The 16820-nt window shown below is 68.5% G+C and carries 13 protein-coding genes; 4 read left to right on the forward strand and 9 right to left on the reverse strand.

What is annotated here, in order from left to right:
• Positions 1 to 43: 43 nt before the first annotated feature.
• Positions 44 to 1366: an ATP-binding protein gene (locus LXE91_RS23370; protein ID WP_039339661.1), complete on the reverse strand. Its 1323-nt coding sequence runs from the start codon at positions 1364 to 1366 to the stop codon at positions 44 to 46.
• On the reverse strand, positions 1363 to 2103 hold the full coding sequence (locus tag LXE91_RS23375; RefSeq protein WP_039339664.1) for a response regulator: 741 nt from the start codon (positions 2101 to 2103) through the stop codon (positions 1363 to 1365). The genes LXE91_RS23370 and LXE91_RS23375 overlap by 4 nt, the downstream gene beginning before the upstream one ends.
• 221 nt (positions 2104 to 2324) lie before the next feature.
• Between LXE91_RS23375 and LXE91_RS23380 the strand changes: the two genes are divergently transcribed.
• The gene (locus tag LXE91_RS23380; RefSeq protein WP_039339665.1) at positions 2325 to 2906 is read left to right on the forward strand and encodes a thioredoxin family protein; all 582 of its coding nucleotides are present in this window, start codon (positions 2325 to 2327) and stop codon (positions 2904 to 2906) included.
• 55 nt (positions 2907 to 2961) lie between these two features.
• Here the strand turns inward: LXE91_RS23380 and LXE91_RS23385 are convergent, their stop codons facing one another.
• Entirely contained in the window at positions 2962 to 3600 is a 639-nt protein-coding gene (locus tag LXE91_RS23385) for an FMN-binding negative transcriptional regulator (RefSeq protein ID WP_039339668.1), read from the reverse strand.
• A 123-nt stretch (positions 3601 to 3723) separates the two neighbouring features.
• Here LXE91_RS23385 and pdxR point away from each other — a divergent pair, with 123 nt between their 5' ends.
• Together pdxR and LXE91_RS23395 are read left to right on the forward strand one after the other, a co-directional pair.
• Positions 3724 to 5238, forward strand: a complete 1515-nt coding sequence (pdxR, locus tag LXE91_RS23390; RefSeq protein ID WP_039339670.1) for a MocR-like pyridoxine biosynthesis transcription factor PdxR — start codon at positions 3724 to 3726, stop codon at positions 5236 to 5238.
• Between the two features lie 193 nt (positions 5239 to 5431).
• On the forward strand, positions 5432 to 7660 hold the full coding sequence (locus tag LXE91_RS23395; protein WP_039339672.1) for a penicillin-binding protein 1A: 2229 nt from the start codon (positions 5432 to 5434) through the stop codon (positions 7658 to 7660).
• 164 nt (positions 7661 to 7824) lie between these two features.
• Here the strand turns inward: LXE91_RS23395 and add are convergent, their stop codons facing one another.
• Positions 7825 to 8925, reverse strand: coding sequence for an adenosine deaminase (gene add / locus LXE91_RS23400; RefSeq protein WP_039339674.1), 1101 nt, complete (start codon positions 8923 to 8925; stop codon positions 7825 to 7827).
• Between the two features lie 48 nt (positions 8926 to 8973).
• The gene (locus LXE91_RS23405) at positions 8974 to 10323 is read right to left on the reverse strand and encodes an NCS2 family permease (RefSeq protein ID WP_039339675.1); all 1350 of its coding nucleotides are present in this window, start codon (positions 10321 to 10323) and stop codon (positions 8974 to 8976) included.
• A gap of 94 nt (positions 10324 to 10417) precedes the next feature.
• Here LXE91_RS23405 and LXE91_RS23410 point away from each other — a divergent pair, with 94 nt between their 5' ends.
• Positions 10418 to 11329, forward strand: a complete 912-nt coding sequence (locus LXE91_RS23410) for a LysR family transcriptional regulator (protein WP_039339677.1) — start codon at positions 10418 to 10420, stop codon at positions 11327 to 11329.
• Positions 11330 to 11335: 6 nt separating this feature from the next.
• Here LXE91_RS23410 and LXE91_RS23415 read toward each other — a convergent pair whose 3' ends face one another.
• From LXE91_RS23415 to LXE91_RS23430, 4 genes are all read right to left on the reverse strand, one after another.
• Positions 11336 to 12388: a nucleoside hydrolase gene (locus tag LXE91_RS23415; protein ID WP_039339678.1), complete on the reverse strand. Its 1053-nt coding sequence runs from the start codon at positions 12386 to 12388 to the stop codon at positions 11336 to 11338.
• Positions 12389 to 12398: 10 nt separating this feature from the next.
• Positions 12399 to 13511, reverse strand: a complete 1113-nt coding sequence (locus LXE91_RS23420) for a porin (RefSeq protein ID WP_039339680.1) — start codon at positions 13509 to 13511, stop codon at positions 12399 to 12401.
• A gap of 160 nt (positions 13512 to 13671) precedes the next feature.
• Positions 13672 to 14991, reverse strand: a complete 1320-nt coding sequence (locus LXE91_RS23425; RefSeq protein WP_039339682.1) for a hypothetical protein — start codon at positions 14989 to 14991, stop codon at positions 13672 to 13674.
• 388 nt (positions 14992 to 15379) lie between these two features.
• A complete protein-coding gene (locus LXE91_RS23430; RefSeq protein WP_039339684.1) occupies positions 15380 to 16798 on the reverse strand; it encodes an MFS transporter in 1419 nt (472 codons plus the stop codon).
• Positions 16799 to 16820: the final 22 nt, after the last annotated feature.

Below are 16820 nucleotides of genomic sequence, written 5' to 3' on the forward strand. Positions count from 1 at the left end.
TCATCACGAGCCCGAAACCGCGCCGCCCACGCACCGCATCCGGTCACCCCGCATTCCTCAACGTCAGCCGCGCCTCGAGCCCGCCGCCGTCCGTCCGGTTGGTCAGCGTGAGCGTGCCGCCCATTGCAAGCGCGAGCTGCCGCGCGATCGCGAGGCCGAGCCCCGTGCCGCCCGTCTCGCGGTTGCGCGACGTCTCCACGCGCCGGAACGGCTCGAACACCGCGTCGAGCTGATCGTCCGGAATGCCGGGCCCGCGGTCGAGCACGGCGATCACCGCGCCGCCGTCCGGCGCGGCGTGCACGTCGATCTCGGCCGCGCCCGCGAACTTCAGCGCGTTGTCGACGAGGTTGCCGACGATGCGGCGCAGCGCCTTCGGCCGCGTGACGAGCGCGAGCGGCGCGCGGCTGTGCAGCGCGACGTCCTGCCCCGCATCCGTGTAGTCGCACACGATGCTGTCGAGCAGCGCGTCGAGATCGATACGGCGCGCGGCTTCCTCGTTGCCGTGCAGCGTCCGCGCGTACGCGACGCCCTCCTTCACCAGATGCTCCATCTCGAGCAGGTCCTGGCGCAGCTTCGCGCCCTGCGCGTCGTCCTCCATCATGTCGGCGCGCAAGCGCATCCGCGTGATCGGCGTCTGCAGGTCGTGCGAGATCGACGCGAGGATCTGCATGCGCTCGGCCATGTACTGCGCGATGCGATCCTGCATCGCGTTGAACGCCCGGGCGGCGCGCGCGACTTCCGACGGCCCGCCCTCGTTCAGCCGCTCGCCCTTCAGGTCGGGGCCGAGCGCATCGGCGGCCTGCGCGAGCTGCTTGAGCGGCCGCGTCGCGAGCCGCACCGCGAGCCAGCAGCATGCGGCCAGCACCGCGAGCTGCAGCGCGAGCACGACCGGCAGCCAGCCCGACAGCGGCACCGTCGACATCGGATGGATGTCGATCGTCAGCGGCGACCCGTCGGTCAGGCGCAGATGCACCTGCAGATGTTCGCGGTCGCCGGGAATCGCGTTCGCGGTCAGCGGGTAGTCGCCGCCGATGCCATCGGAGATCGAGCGCTCGACGCGCGCCGACAGCCGCGCTTCCGGCGGCGTGCCGGTCTCGCCGGGCCCGAGGATGAACGTATAGCTGCGCCGCGCGAGGCGCGGCAGCCACGCGGCCCGCTCGCCGGGCGGCAGGTGATCGAGCAGCGCGACCGAGCTCGCGACCTCGCGCTCGATGTAGCCCATCATCAGGTTGGTGGTCGCCTGGTCGCGCTCGGTCATGGTGAGCCAGAACGACAGCGTCTGCGCGAGCGCGAGGCCCACGCACAGGATCAGCGCGAGCCGCGCGAACAGCGAGCGCGGCCAGTGCCACGGCATGCGCGCGCTCATTGCGTACCGTCGACTGCAGTCACGGCCGACGAGAACACGTAGCCCTCGTTGCGCAGCGTCTTGATGTAGCGCGGTTCGCGCGCGCCGTCGCGCAGACGCTGGCGCAGCCGGCTCACGAGCAGGTCGATCGACCGGTCGAACGGATCGGATTGCCGACCCTGCGTGAGATTGAGCAACTGGTCGCGCGTCAGCACGCGCTGCGGGTTGTCGAGGAATACGCGCAGCAGCCGGTATTCGGCGCCGCTCAACGCGACCAGCGTGCCTTCCGCATCGAGCAGGTGGCGCCCGGTCGTGTCGAGCCGCCATTCGCCGAACGCGAGCATCTCCGCGGTTTCCGTCACCTGCATGCCGGGCGGCAGCATGCGCGCGCGGCGCAGCACCGAGCGGATCCGCGCGAGCAGTTCGCGCACCGCGAACGGCTTGGCCAGGTAATCGTCCGCGCCCATCTCGAGGCCGATGATGCGGTCGGTTTCCTCGCCGCGTGCGGTCAGCATCAGCACGGGCACCGTGCGGAACTTGCCGGCGCGCAGGTCGCGGCACAGCGTGAGGCCGTCCTCGCCCGGCATCATCAGGTCGAGCACGATCAGGTCGGGCGCGCCGTCGTCCAGCACGTTGCGCATCTCGCGGCCATTCGCGGCCAGCGAGACGCGCATGCCGTTCTTCTCCAGGTAATCCGCGATCAGTTCGCGGATCGCGCGGTCGTCGTCGACGATCAGCACGTGGTCGATCTTGTCCATGAGTCGGTGTCGAGGTATTCGGGCAGGTGATGTCCGCTTTTATACCGCACGGCGGGCAGGCGTTTGTATCCCAATGTATCGCGCCGCCGCGACGACACACAACATTGCACACGCGTGGCTCGCCGGACACATCGCAGATACGTCGGCGCCGCCTAATGGGGCCTGTCGAAACCCGTCCGGCCGCCGCCACCGAGCGCCGGCCTCCCGCTCAGGAGAACGCCATGCTGCCCCGATTCAAGATCGCCGCCCTCGTCATCGCCCTTGCCGCCACAGCCGGGCTCGCCGCCTTCGCGGGCACCCGCGACGACGCGGGCATGCCGGCTTCGCAGGCCGGCACGGCCGCGCCCGATTTCACGGGCATCGACCGCTGGCACAACAGCCCGCCGCTGACGCTCGGCCAGTTGCGCGGCAAGGTCGTGCTCGTCGATTTCTGGACGTACTCGTGCATCAACTGCATTCATACGATTCCGTACGTGAAGGAGTGGGACCGGAAGTATCGCGACCAGGGGCTCGTCGTGGTCGGCGTGCATACGCCGGAATATCCGTTCGAACGCGACGCGAAGAACGTCGCCGATGCGATCAAGCGCTTCGATATCCGCTATCCGGTCGCACAGGACAATCGCTACGACACGTGGCGCGCGTACGGCAACGAGTACTGGCCCGCGCTGTACCTGATCGACGCGAACGGGAAGGTCGTCTATACGCGCTATGGCGAAGGCGGGTACGACAAGACCGAAGCCGCGATTCGCACCGCGCTCGCGCAGGCCGGTGAAGGCGCGAAGGGCGCGACGCGCACGCAGTGACGGGCCGGTGCGCGGGCGTGGCGCTTGCCCGCACATGCCTGCCCGTCGCGGGCGCTCACCCGCGCTTCGCGTCGGCCGCCGCGATCATCGCTTCCCCGATCGCGAGGTTGCCGTTCGCGACCAGCGCGTCGCCCGCGCCGCGGATATCGGCCACGTCCTTGTTCTGCCCGAGCTTGCGTTTGCCGACGAGCCGCGTGATCTCGATCTGCAGCCCGACGATCGCCTGCAGCATCGCGTCGAGATAATCCGCCGGCGCGTCGCCCATCTTCCAAGGCACCGGCTGCGACGCCTCGTGCGTGCGCGTCAGCCGGGCGACCACGCCGCGCACGAACTTCGCGTCGTCGCGCACCGTGATGCGGCCGTGCGCATGCACGACCACGTAGTTCCACGTCGGCACCTGCCGGTGCGCGACATGCTTGCTCGGATACCAGGTCGGCGAGATATACGCGTCGCCCGCGCGGAAGATCACGAGCACCTCGTCGCCGTTCGCAACGTCCTGCCAGACCGGATTCGCGCGCGAGACGTGCGCATGCAGTTCGCCGAGGCCGCCGTCGCCGGGCAGCAGTTCGAACGGGATGTGGTTCGCGTCGAGCCCGTTGGTGCCGTGCGTGATCAGGCTGCCGAACGGATGCTGCACGATCAGCTCGCGCAGCGCGTCGGGGTTGGGTTCGTTGAAATCGGCGGGGACGTACATGTCGGCTCCACGGTCGCGCGGGGGTGGGAACGGATCGGGCGCTGGCCCGTCATGCAACGATTGTGGCGCCAAACTGGTTTATGCTGTAGAGCCGGTTTGGAACAATTTCAGCAGACCAGAATCATGGCAAGAACGGCCCGGAATGCCGATATCCCGTCGCTCGGCGCGCTCGATCGCGCGGCCGGCGACCTGAGCCGCCAGCTCGCGCAGGCGCTGCGCGAGGCTGTGCGGCGCGGCGACGTCCATCCGGGCGACGCGCTGCCGTCCACGCGGCTGCTTGCCACGTCGCTGCAGGTGGCGCGCGGCACCGTCGTCGATGCGTATGCGCAACTCATCGCCGAAGGCTTTCTCGAATCGCGCGGCGGCGCGGGCACGCGCGTCGCAAATGCGCTCGCGCTCGCCGGGCCGCCGCCCGTCGACGCTCCCGAACCGCCTGCGCGGCGCCACCCGCCGGCGCATACCGGCCTCCCCGAGCCGGCCGCCACCTTCGCGAGGATCGCCGGCGAATTCCGCCCGCTGCCGGCCATGCCGTTCGCGATCTCGGTGCCGATCGGCCTCACCGCGCCCGACGACATCTGGCGCCGGCTCGGCAACCGCCTGCGCGCACGCGGCGCCGGCGCACCGTCCGGCTATGCCGATCCGCAAGGCGCGTTGCCGCTGCGCGAAGCGATCGCCGACTACGTGCGCCGCTCGCGCTCGGTGCGCTGCCATGCCGACCAGGTCGTGATCACGAGCGGCACGCAGCAAGGGCTGCATCTCGCGAGCCAGGTGCTGCTCGGCGCGGGCGATCAGGCATGGGTCGAGAATCCGGCCTATCGCGGCATCACCGCACTGCTCGACAGCACCGGGCAGCGCGACGCGATGGTGCGGGTGCCGGTCGACGCCGACGGCCTCGACGTCGACGCCGGCATCCGTCTCGCGCCGCATGCGCGGGTCGCGTTCGTCACGCCGTCGCACCAGTACCCGCTCGGCATGCCGCTCAGCATGGCGCGGCGCAATGCGCTGCTCGCCTGGGCGCGTGGGCAGCGCGCGTGGGTGGTCGAGGACGATTACGACAGCGAGCTGCGCTACGAAGGCCATCCGTTCCCGTCGCTGCAGGGGCTCGACCCCGACCGCGTGATCTACCTCGGCACGTTCAGCAAGATCCTGTTTCCGTCGCTGCGGCTCGGCTACGTGATCGCGCCCGACGATCTCGTGCCCGCGTTCTGCGGCGCCCGCGTGCTGATGGATCGCCATGCGCCGACTGCCGACCAGCACGTGCTGGCCGCGTTCATCGCGGACGGCCACCTCGACCGCCACATCCGCCGCGTGCGCGGCGTGTATGCGGAACAGCGCGCGCTGCTGATCGACACGCTCGGTGCGCGGCTGCCGCGCGAGCGCGCGTGGGTGCAGCCGGGCGACCAGGGGATGCATGTCGTGCTGTGGCTCGCGGAAGGAATCGACGATCTCGACGTAGTCGAGCGCGCCGCGCAAGCCGGCGTCGCGGTGCGTGCCGTGTCGCCGATGTTCGCGCCGGGCACGGCCCGCCCGGGGCTCGTGCTGGGCTTCGGCGGGTTCGGCCGCGCGCAGATGGAGGCGGCCGCGCAGCGGTTGGCGGATGTGGTCGCAATGGCCGCCGACGCCGCCGTGCCGCGCTGACCGGACGGCGTCGAACGCTCGCGGGCCGGCCACGATTCGTCGGGAGAATCGCGCCGGGCTGCGCCGTAAAAGGTTGTCGGCGGGCAACAAACGTAATCGTCTGTAAATCCTGCAAGCAAACGGCCGTTTTGGCGGGCGTCGCATGGGTGCCGTTTGCTAGGATCGCGCCTCTTCCACCCGCGCTCCTGCCGCCTTGAATCGCTTCGTGCCGCTTCTCCGAGACGCGTGGCTCCGTTGCCGCGCCCGCGTCGTACCGTTCGCCGCCGCCTGCGGCGTGCGCATCCGCGCGCTGGGCGCCGACGCGCTGCATCGCCTGCGTCATCCGACGCGGCGCGGCGTCGCGCTGACGCTCGCCGCGATCCCGGTGCTGGGCCTGCTGGTGCTGCTCGCGTTCATTCCGTTCACGCCGAGCATCGGCGACATCCGCAAGGCGCGCATCGACCGCCCCGCGCGCGTGCTCTCCGCCGACGGCCAGCTGATCGCCGAGTTCCGGCCCGTCAACCGCGAATGGGTGCCGCTCAAGCAGATCTCGCCGCACATGGTCGACGCGCTGATCGCGACCGAGGACCACCGCTTCTACGCACATCACGGCATCGACTTGCGCCGCACGATCGCGGCCGGGCTGCACACATTTTCAGGCGACCGCCAGGGCGGCTCGACGATCACGCAGCAGCTCGCGCGCAACCTGTATCCGGATGAAGTCGGCCGCGCGCCGACGCTCACGCGCAAGGTGAAGGAGCTGATCACCGCGTTCAAGATCGAGTCGGTGTACAGCAAGGACGAGATTCTCGAGACCTACCTGAACACCGTGCCCTTCCTGTACAACGCGTACGGCGTCGAAATGGCCGCGCGCACCTACTTCGGCAAGTCGGCCGACCAGCTCGACATCGTCGAAAGCGCGACGCTCGTCGGGATGCTGAAGGGCAACAGCTACTACAACCCGGTGCTGAACCCGGAGCGCGCGGTGCAGCGACGCAACATCGTGCTCGACCGGATGGCGCAGATGCACATGCTGACGCCGCGGCAGCTCGCGAAACTGCAGCGCCAGCCGTTGCGCGTCGACTTCGAGCCGCAGTCGGGGCAGCCCGGCCTCGCCCCGCACTTCGCGGTGCAGTTGCGCAAATGGCTGATCGCGTGGGCCGATCGCAACAACTACGATCTGTACTCCGATGGACTCGTCGTGCGCACGACGCTCGACGCGCGACTGCAGGACATGGCGACGCAGGCGCTGACGCGGCAGACCGAACGGCTGCAGGCGATCGCCGATAGCGCGTGGCGCAGCCCGTCCGGCTGCGGGCTGCGCAACGACCTGTTCCGCGGCTTCATCCGCCAGACGCCCGACTATCGGCAGGCGCGCGACACGGGGCTGACCGATGTCGCGGCGCTGAAGCGGCTCGGCGCCAATCGGGATTTCATGCGCGCGCTGTGCGAGCGCAAGACGCAGGTGCAGGCCGGCTTCGTCGCGATCGATCCGCGCAACGGCGCGATCCGCGCGTGGGTCGGCAGCCCCGATTTCGGCAGCGAGCCGTTCGATCACGTGTCGCAGGCGCGGCGCCAGCCCGGCTCGACGTTCAAGCCGTTCGTCTATGGCGCCGCGTTCGCGGACGGCATGCGGCCGGGCGATACGTTCGTCGACCGCCCCGTGGCGATCCCGATCGACGGGCGCGCGATCTGGCGCCCGACCGATGCCGAGCCGCCGACCGATGAGCCGATGACGTTGCGCGATGCGCTCGCGCTGTCGCGCAACCGCATCACCGCGCAGGTGATGCAGCACGAAGGCGCCGCGAAGGTCGCGCAGCTCGCCCGCGCGATGGGCGTGCGCGAGAGCCCGCTCGACGCGGTGCCGTCGCTGGCGCTCGGCACGAGCCCCGTCACGCTGAAGGAGATGGTGTCCGCGTACGGCACGATCGCGAACCGCGGCGCATACGTCGCGCCGCAGATGATCACGCGCATCGAGGATCGCGACGGCAAGGTGCTCGCCGTCTTCGGCAGCGCGCCGCCCGAACGTGCGTTGCCTGAGCCCGCCGCGCAGACGCTAGTCGACGTGATGCGCGACGTCGTCGATCGCGGCACCGGCGCCGACATCCGTTCGCGCTACGGAATTCGGGTCGACGTCGCCGGCAAGACGGGCACGACGCAGGACAATGCGGACGGCTGGTTCATCCTGATGCATCCGCAGCTCGTGGCCGGTGCGTGGGTCGGCTTCGACGACGGCAGCGTGACGCTGCGCAGCGACTACTGGGGCGCTGGCGCGCACAGCGCGTTGCCGATCGTCGGCACGTTCTACGATGCGGCACTGCGAGCGCGGGCGATCGATCCGCACGCGCAGTTCTCACCCGACTTCCGGCCGCGCATCGCGCCGGCGCCGCGGCGGCGCGCGCCGCATCCGGGCCTGTTCGACTGGCTGAGGTTCTTCCGCTGACCGGAGTGCCGGCGAGTACGACGGCCGTCCGTTCGACTGGCGCGTCGTCGTCGCGCAATGCCGCAACCGGGGGACAGTGCTCCAGTTTTGCGCGACCGCGACACGGCGGACATGCCAGGGCATCACACGGTTGAAGCACCGGCCGGCTTACAACGCCACCGTGCTCAGCCCGCCGCGAGCGTGGCTGCCAGCACGTCGAATTCCGGCGCCCACGCCGCACGCCACGCAGCCTTCGTCGTGTCGTCCACCCACGCGCCGTCGATCCCGTTCAGCATGAACTGCTTCAGCTCGGCCACGGTGAAGCCGAAATGGCTGAACATCAGCTCCCACGCCTCCGACGGATTGACCTTGTGCAGCGTCGGATCGTCGGTGTTCGGATGGATCTTCAGCCCTAGGCCCGGCATCTTGCGCATCGGGTGCCGTTCCGCCCATTGCTCCGGCGGCAGCGTGCGCAGGTAGTACGAATTCGTCGGCACGACGGTGAACACGATCCCGCGCTCCGCATAGCGGGCGCACAGCTCCGGGTTGTCGACGATCGTATAACCATGATCGACGCGATCGACCTGCAACAGATCGACGGCCGTCTCGACGTTGCGCCACGGCATCCCGAACTCGCCCGCGTGCGCGGTCGTGCGAAAGCCCGCCGCGCGTGCATTGCGGTAAGCCTTCCAGAACAGCTCCGGCGGCCGGTCGTTCTCGCGATAGTCGATCCCGAGCCCCGCGACTTCGTCCGCGCGGTTCGCCTTCATCCATTCGACGATCGCCACCGCTTCGTCGGGATCCTGCTCGCGGTCGATGCTCGGGATCAGGCGCGCGCCGATCCCGAAGTCGCGTGCGGCGTCGCGAATACCCGTCACGATCGCGGCCTGCGCATCCGCATACGCGATACCCGACACATGCACCGTACCCGTCGGATTCCAGAAGAATTCCGCATGCCGCACGTTGTACGCGGCGGCATCCTCCAGATACTCGTAGGCGATCCGCCGCAGGTCGTCGGGCTGCGTGAGCAGATACCGGTCGAGCGCGCGCAGCACATGCAGCACGCCGACCGGCTTCTCGCCGCGCGCATAGAACGCGTCGATTTCCGCGCGCTCGATCGGCGCACCGCTGCGCTCCGCGAGTGCGACGAACGTGTCGTGCCGCACCGCGCCGAGCAGGTGGCAATGCAGCTCGATCTTCGGCAGCGCATGGAAGAAGGCCCGATGGGCCGGCGTGATCTCGATGCCCGTGCGCGCGGCCGGGACGTTGCCTGGTGTTCCCTTCATTGCAGTCTCTTTTTTTGGGTAGTGCAGATGCGTCGCGAATGCCGTCTCTCAGTGCGGCTTCACGACAGTCCAGAAGTAATAGCCGAGCGGAAGCGCGAGCACGACGAGCCCCCACGACACGTCGCGCCAGCGGCCCGCCAGCAGCTTGACGAGCACGTAGCACAGCAGGCCGCCCGCGATGCCGGTGCCGAAGCTGTTCGACATCAGCGTGAGCAGCACCATCGACATCACGGGCAACGCATCGGTGAAGTCGTCGAAGTGCGTATGGCGGATCGTCGCGAACATCGACAGCCCGATGAGGATCAGCGCCGGCGCGGTCGCCTCTTTCGGGATCGCGAGCGCGACCGGCACGAACAGCAGCATCGCGGCGAACAGCACGGCCGCGGCCAGCGACGACAGCCCGCTGCGGCCGCCGGCCTCGACGCCCGCCGCCGATTCGATCAGCGCGGTCAGCGCGGGAATGCCGAACACGGGCCCAAGCGTCGCCGCGAGCGAATCGACGAGGAACGGCCGGTTGATGTTCGGCAGGTTGCCCTGTTCGTCGAGCAGGTTCGCCTTCGCACCGACCGCGAGCGCGGTGCCGAGCGTCGAGAAGAATTCCGCCGCGAAGAACGCGAACAGGTACGGCGCGGCCGCGAGGCTCAACGCGCTGCCGATGTCGAGCTTGAACGCAATCGGCGCGATGCTGTGCGGCAGCGACACGAACGACGCGGGCAGGTGCGTGACGCCGAGCGGCACGCCGGCCGCGGCCGCGACGAGGATCGCGATCAGGATCGCGCCGGGCACCTTGCGCGCCTGCAGCACGATCGCGACCGCGAGGCCGATCAGTGCGACGAGCGCGCCCGGCCGCGAGAAGTCGCCGAGCGCGAACGCGTTGGTCTTCGCGTTCGCGACGACCATCCCCGCGTTGCGCAGCCCGAGCATCGTGACGAACAGGCCGATCGACGCGCCGAGCCCGAGCTTGATCTGCACGGGAATCAGCCGAACCACGACGCCGCGCGCGCCGAGTATCGTCAGCAGGAAGAACAGCACGCCCGATACGCAGGCGATGCCGAGGCCCGTCTGCCAGCCGACGTGCTCGGTCGTCGCGAGCGTCACGCCGATGATCACCGAGCCGCCGATGCCGGGGCCGACGAGGAACGGCAGGTTCGCGTAGAGCCCCATCAGCGTCGTGAACAGCACGAACACGATGATCGTCGCGGTCGTCGCCGCGCCGCGCTCCATCCCGCCCGTCGCGAGCAGCGACGGGATCACGACGAGCAGGTACGCGGCCGCGAGAAACGACGTGACGCCCGCGATCGTCTCCGTGCGCACGCTCGTGCCGCGCGCGGCGAGCGCGAAGCGGCGTTCGAGCCAGTTGGCCGGCGCTCGCGCCGGCATCGTGTCAATCGCTGACATGGTGGTTCTCCTGTGATTCCGAATATTGTCCTGTGCCGATTCACGCAGCGCGGTCTTATACTGCCGCGTACCGCATCCCGACCGTTATTGCCCGATGTCGTCCGACCGCTCGTCGCTGCTGCCCGCGCTCACGCTGCGGCAGGTCCAGCACTTCGTCGTGCTCGCGCACGCACGCAGCTTCACGCAGGCCGCGCAGGCGCTGTCGCTCACGCAGCCCGCGCTCACCGCGTCGATCCGCCAGATCGAGTTCCTGCTCGGCGGGCGCCTGTTCGCGCGCTCCGCGCACCGGCTCACGCTCACCTCCGCGGGCGAAGCCGTGCTGCCGCTCGCCGAACGCCTGCTCAACCAGGCGCGCGGCACCTTCGACGACATGACGCGGCTCATCGGCGAACGCATCCAGACCGTGCGCATCGCGTTCATCCCGTCGGTCGCGGGCCGCCTGCTGCCCGCGCTCAATGCACTGCGCGACGCGCACCCGACGCTGCGCTTCACCCTCACCGACCTGCCGAACAGCGCGCTCGTCGAAGCCGTGCGCGACAGCGTCGCGGATCTCGGCATCGGCGTGCGCGAACCGGACAGCGACGACGGCACGCTGCGCTACCGGCAGCTTTTCGAGGACGAGATCGTGATCGTCGTGCGGCATGACGATCCGCTCGCCCGCGCGAAGAGCGTCACGTGGGCCAGGCTCGTCGATCGCGAGCTCGCGGTGTTCGTGCGCGGCAGCGTCAGCGAATCGCTGCATCGCACCGGCGGCGCCGAGAAGCTGCGCCTGAACGTCACGTACCGGATGGAATACACCGAGCCACTCTACGCGCTTGCGCGCAACGGCCTCGCCACCGCCGTGCTGCCGAGCCTCTACACGATGCATCTGCACGATCCCGAACTCGTCGCGCTGCGCGTCGACAAGCCGCGCGTCACGCGTGCGATCTCGCTGATCTCGCTCGCCGGCGACGATCGCGGCCCGCACGTGCGTGCGTGCCGCGAGTGGATTGCGAAGCACATCTGATTGCCTTCAGGGCAGCTTCGCGATGCGCTCGACGAGCGCCGCGTAGAAGCGGTCCGCGTCGACCTCGTTGATCCACGTCGCGTTCGCCGTGCGGCCGCTGCGACCGTTCCAGTCGACGACGGTCTCGCCGAGCGTCCACGGCCCGGTCGTCTCGACCATCACGTTCACCTTGCGTCCGCCGAACAGCGTCGGATCGACGAGATAGCCGACCGCGGTCGGGTCGTACATCGGCGCGTCTTCGACACCGCGCCGCTTCTTGTTGTACGCGAGCTCGGCATCCATGATGTCCGCGACGATCGCGCCGCAGCGGTTGCCGAGCGCGCGGAACGGCGCGACGCGCGCCGGCGTGATCGGCGCTTTCACGGCGACATCGCGCGGCAGCACGACGATCGGCATGCCGCTGCCGAATACGACTTCGGCCGCCTGCGGATCGACGTAGATGTTGAATTCGGCGGCCGGCGTGATGTTGCCGCGCTCGAAGAACGCGCCGCCCATCAGCACGATTTCGCGCAACGCGCCGCGAATCTGCGGCGCTTCGACCAACGCGGTCGCGAGGTTCGTCAGCGGGCCCAGCGCGCACAGCGTCACGCTACCCGGCGCTGCACGGCTCAGCGCATCGACGAGATACGACACCGCGTGACCGGCGGCAAGCGGCGCCCGCGGCTCATGAAGTTCGACGCCTTCGAGCCCCGTCTTGCCGTGCACGTTCGCGGCCGTCACGAGATCGCGCACGAGCGGACGCGGGCAGCCTGCGTAGACGGGCAGCGTCTTCGTGCGGCCGGCCCAGTCGCGGATGATCCGCGCATTGCGTTCGGTCAGGTCGAGCGGCACGTTGCCCGCGACGGCAGTCAACGCGCGCACGTCGAGCCGGTCCTGCGCGCCCAGCGCGAATAGGATCGCGATGGCGTCGTCCTGCCCCGGGTCGGTATCAATGATCACCGTGCGGCGCGCGGCCTCGCCGCCGGCCGCGAATGCGCCCGTTTCGGGCAGCAGCGCGGTGCCGGCCAGCGCGGCGGACAGTTTCAGGAAGGTGCGGCGGGATGCGATCGGATGGGTCATGGTCGGGCGCTCAGAAAACGTGCCGGACGCCGACCGTCGCCATCATCTGGCGCGTGCCGGTCGACCGGGCGTACGCGAAGATCTGCGCATGGTCGGCGTCGCCGGCCGCCTGCTGCGCGATCACCGTCAGCGCGACATCGGTGCGTTTCGACAGGAAGTAATCGGCCTGCAGGTTCACCTGGTGCCATTTCGGCCGCTTGTCGATCACGTCGTACTTGCCGTTCGTGAACGCATACGCGGCGCCGAGGAAGAGCTGCGGCGTCATCGTGTAGACGACGTTCACGCCGAGGTTCTGCAGGTGCAGGTGCGTGTTGTCGAGGTAATCGTAGCGCACGTCGGTAAACATCGCCGCGAACTGCGCGCGGCCGATCGTGTAGAAGCCGCCCGTGCCCGCGATCCGCTGCCGGCTCGCGTAGGCCGCGGGCGACATCGCGCTCTTGCTGAAGATCAGCAGCGGCGACGCATAGTCGTTCGCGATTGCGCCGTCCTGGTTCGTCGCGCTGTACGGATGGTTGTACTGCGCGTAGACCGCGCTCCAGCGCAGCGGGCCCTCCTCGTAGCCGAGCCCGAAGCTGTATGCGCTGTTGTTCGCGAAGCCGGTCGCGTTGCTGAAGCCGTACAGTGCGGTGAATTTCAGGCCGTAGTAGACGGGGCTCACGTACTTCACCGAGTTCTGCACGCGGATGTCGTTGTAGCCGTTGTCGTTGTCGCCGATGTTCACGCCGTTGCTCGCGATGATCACCGGCCCGATGTAGTCGTGGATCGCGTCGTACTGGCGGCCGAACGTCAGCGAGCCGTAGGTGCGGTCGGCGAGGCCGACGTAGGCCATCCGACCGAACTCGCGGCCGTTCTGCGCGGCCGTGCCCGTCATCACGTTGAAGCCGTTCTCCAGCTGGAAGATCGCGGACAGCCCCTGCCCGAGATCCTCCTTGCCCTTCAGCCCCCAGCGCGGGTTCTGGTTCGTGGCGGACAACGCCTGCCAGGCGTTCTTGCCGCCCTGGTTGGTCGCGAACCCGACACCGGCCGAGATGAGACCGTACAGCGTGATGCTGCTTTGCGCACAGGCATGCGTCGCGAAGGCGCCGAGCATCGCGAGCGGAGCGAGCTTGTAGAGAGTTTTCATCGGGTCGTGTGATCGGTGGTGGTCCAGGCGCGGCAGGGTTCCGCGAAACTGGCCTCGACTATACGAACCCGGATCGGATAATAAAAGTTTGCTTTTATTATGGTTCAATAAAACGGATTTATTCTCATCCAGATCGCTCCCATGCCCGACGCACCGGCCGTCAGTCCGCCGTGTCGCCGCCCTTCGGCAGCTTCGACCACGCCTTGCGCCCCGGCAACGGCGACCACGCCGGCCGCGTCTTGCGTGCGCTGTCGATCACGACCAGGTAGCGGCCCGCGATCGGCGTGATGTCGCGATCGCGCCGCAGCACCCACAGCGACTTGCCGGCCTCGACGCGCGCCTGGTAGTCGTCGTCGAGCAGGCCGTGCTGGTCGAAGAACGTGTTCAGCGACGCGGGAATGCGCACGCACCCTTTCGAGTGCCGGATGCCCAGCAGCGATTCGAGGCGATCGGGGTCGGTCGCATGCATCTGGAAGCGCATCGGCGATACACCGCCCTTGCCCCAGCCGCGCTCGCCGTCCACCCAGCCGAAGTCGTAGATGCGCATGTCGCGATGCCCGTAGCCGCGAATGCCGTTCTCGTTCGTCGTGCCTTCCGCGCGGAAATCCATGTTGTCCGGCGAGTGGTGGAACACACCGAGCGGCGTCAGGAAATGGTCGTACTTGCCCGGCAGCCCGGTGCCGACCGGCGATGCACCGATCATCAGCCATGCGTTGGCCGGCGTCGCGCGGAAATAGATGAAGAGCGCCTGGACGTTCGGTGCGCGGTCGACCATCGCAACGTATTCGCCGGCCAGGTTGCCGAGGTCCGCATCGGCGAGCGCCTTCTGGAGCCGCTCGCCGTACGCGCGCTGTTCGCTCGCGGGTACGGTCAGGCGCCGCGTGACTTCCTGCGTGAAGCGCTTGCGCATGTCGATCGCGCGCGCCGTCGCATTTTTCGCCTCTTCGGCGGACAGGGGCGGATGCTGGCGCGGCGGTGTCGGTGCGGGGGCTTCGGCCTCGCTGGCGGTCGTGGCGGAAGCGGCTGATGCAGGTGCGACAGCGGAAGCGGCGGAGGCTGCGGATGCGCCCGATGCACTCGATACGCCCGTTGCCGGGCTGGCAGGCTGTGCCGGATGCGCGTGCGATGCGGCAGGCGCGGGCTGGGCGGCCGACGCACCCGACGATGCATGCGCCACCGAAGCGGGATGCGTCCGAGAAGCTGCCGATGCGGGTGACTCGACTGATGAGGATGACGTAGCGACGGGCGACGATGCGTCGGACGCCGCAAAAGCAGACCGCTCGACCAGCACGGAGATCGGCAGTGTCGCAGCAAGCCAGATACATGCAGCGGCGGCACGGGAAAGACAACGCGGTTTCGCAAATCGCCGCGTGAAGCTGAAAGGCATCATACGTTCGAAGCCATCGGCCGATCCGGCCGCCGCATGCTGCTGTTGCGAGCGGCGCATCTTCCGCGCGAGCCATCGACACGTCCGGCGCATCGCATGCGCCCGGCGCCGACGCCTCTTCGCGGCGGAGCCGTTCGCTGTTGCAACGCGGTCGGTCCGATGGCGGCTAATGAGTCGTCAGGCCCTTCATTTTACGCGTCCGTACAGGAATCGGCAGTGCGGAAAGTCGTGGTTTTGCGCTTCGTCACGCTTTGTTTCAACTCGTTTCCGCTCGCTTTTTCTTTGCGTGGCAGGTTTGCTGGTTGGGCGTTCGAGATCGATGCAGATAGCCGCGTGTTTCGCCAGGGCTAGACTGCATCTTCAATTCGATTCGGATACCAGATCATTCGAGATATGCGGTACACGCCGTCCGCGCGATGCAATCGCCATCGCATCGCACGCATGCCGCCTGAACGGCGCGACACGCGTGCGCAACCACCGATTACTTCGAGATGGTTTCGAGCGCGACGCCCTTCGTACGCGGCCCCATGAACCCGATCGCAGCCATTACGATCACCATCGCGCCCGCGATGAACGCGAATACGCCGAACGTACCGAAGCCCTTCAGCACGGCCGCGATCACGAACGACGAGAAGATCGCCGAGAAGCGGCTCCAGGAATAGACGAAGCCGACGGCCCGTGCACGGATCGACGTCGGGAACAACTCGGCCTGATACGCGTGGAAGCTGTACGACATGATGTTGCTGGCGAGCGTGAGGCCGATGCCGAGCACGATCAGGAACGCGCCCACCGTCGTCTGGCTGAACAGCAGCCCGCAGACGACGATCGCCGCCGCCATCGCGACGATCACCGACTTGCGCTCGAAGCGGTCGGCGATCACGAGGCCGATCAGCGGGCCGATCGGCGCGGCGAGCGCGATCACGCTCGAATACATCAGGCTCGACGTGATCGTGATGCCCTGCTTGATCAGCAGCGTCGGTACCCAGTTCGCAAAGCCGTAGAAGCCGACCGTCTGGAACACGTTGAAGATCGTCATCATGATCGTGCGGCTGCGATACGGCTGCACCCACATATCGCGGAAGCTGCCGCGCGGCGGTACGGGCTCGGCGGGCGCGGGCGGCGGCAGCGGCCGCCCGAATTCGGCTTCGACCTTCGCCTCGAGCGTGCGCATAATGCGATCGGCTTCTTCGACCCGCCCCTGCTGCGCGAGCCAGCGCGGGCTTTCCGGCAGTTCGCGGCGAATCCACCACACGAAGAGCGCGCCGTGTGCACCGATCAGCACGACCCAGCGCCAGCCGTCGAGGCCGAACGGGGCATGCGGCACGAGCAGGTACGCGAGGAACGCGACCACCGGCACCGCGACGAACCCGACCGCCTGCTCGCACGCGAATGCACGGCCGCGGATCTGTTTCGGAACGAGTTCGGAGATGTACGTGCCGATCGTCACCATCTCGACGCCGAGGCCGAGACCGACGACGAAGCGCCAGAAGTTCAGCCCGGCGGCGGTGTCCTGGAATGCCATCACGACGTTGGCGGCCGTGTACCACAGCAGCGACCACGTGAAGATCGCGCGGCGGCCGAAGCGGTCGGCGAGGAAGCCGCACGCGATCGTGCCGATGAAGAGCCCGGAGAACAGCGCGGCGATGAAGCTCGCGACGCCCGTAGTGCCGAACAGGCCGTGCGTCGTCGCCGACAGGATCCCGCTTTTCACGAGGCCGGGGGCGACGTAACCGCTATAGAGCAGGTCGTAGAGCTCGAAGAAAAAGCCGAGGCTCAGCAGGATGACGAGTTTCCAGACGGTGCGGGTTGGCGGCAGGCGGTCGAGACGGGCCGAGATGGAGCCGGGTTCGACGGGTGAGGATTGGGCAGATGCCTGCGAAAGGCTGTCCGTTGAGGCCATCGTGGGCGCGTCTCCTGATCGT

This window comes from Burkholderia contaminans (assembly GCF_029633825.1).
GTDB lineage: Bacteria > Pseudomonadota > Gammaproteobacteria > Burkholderiales > Burkholderiaceae > Burkholderia > Burkholderia contaminans.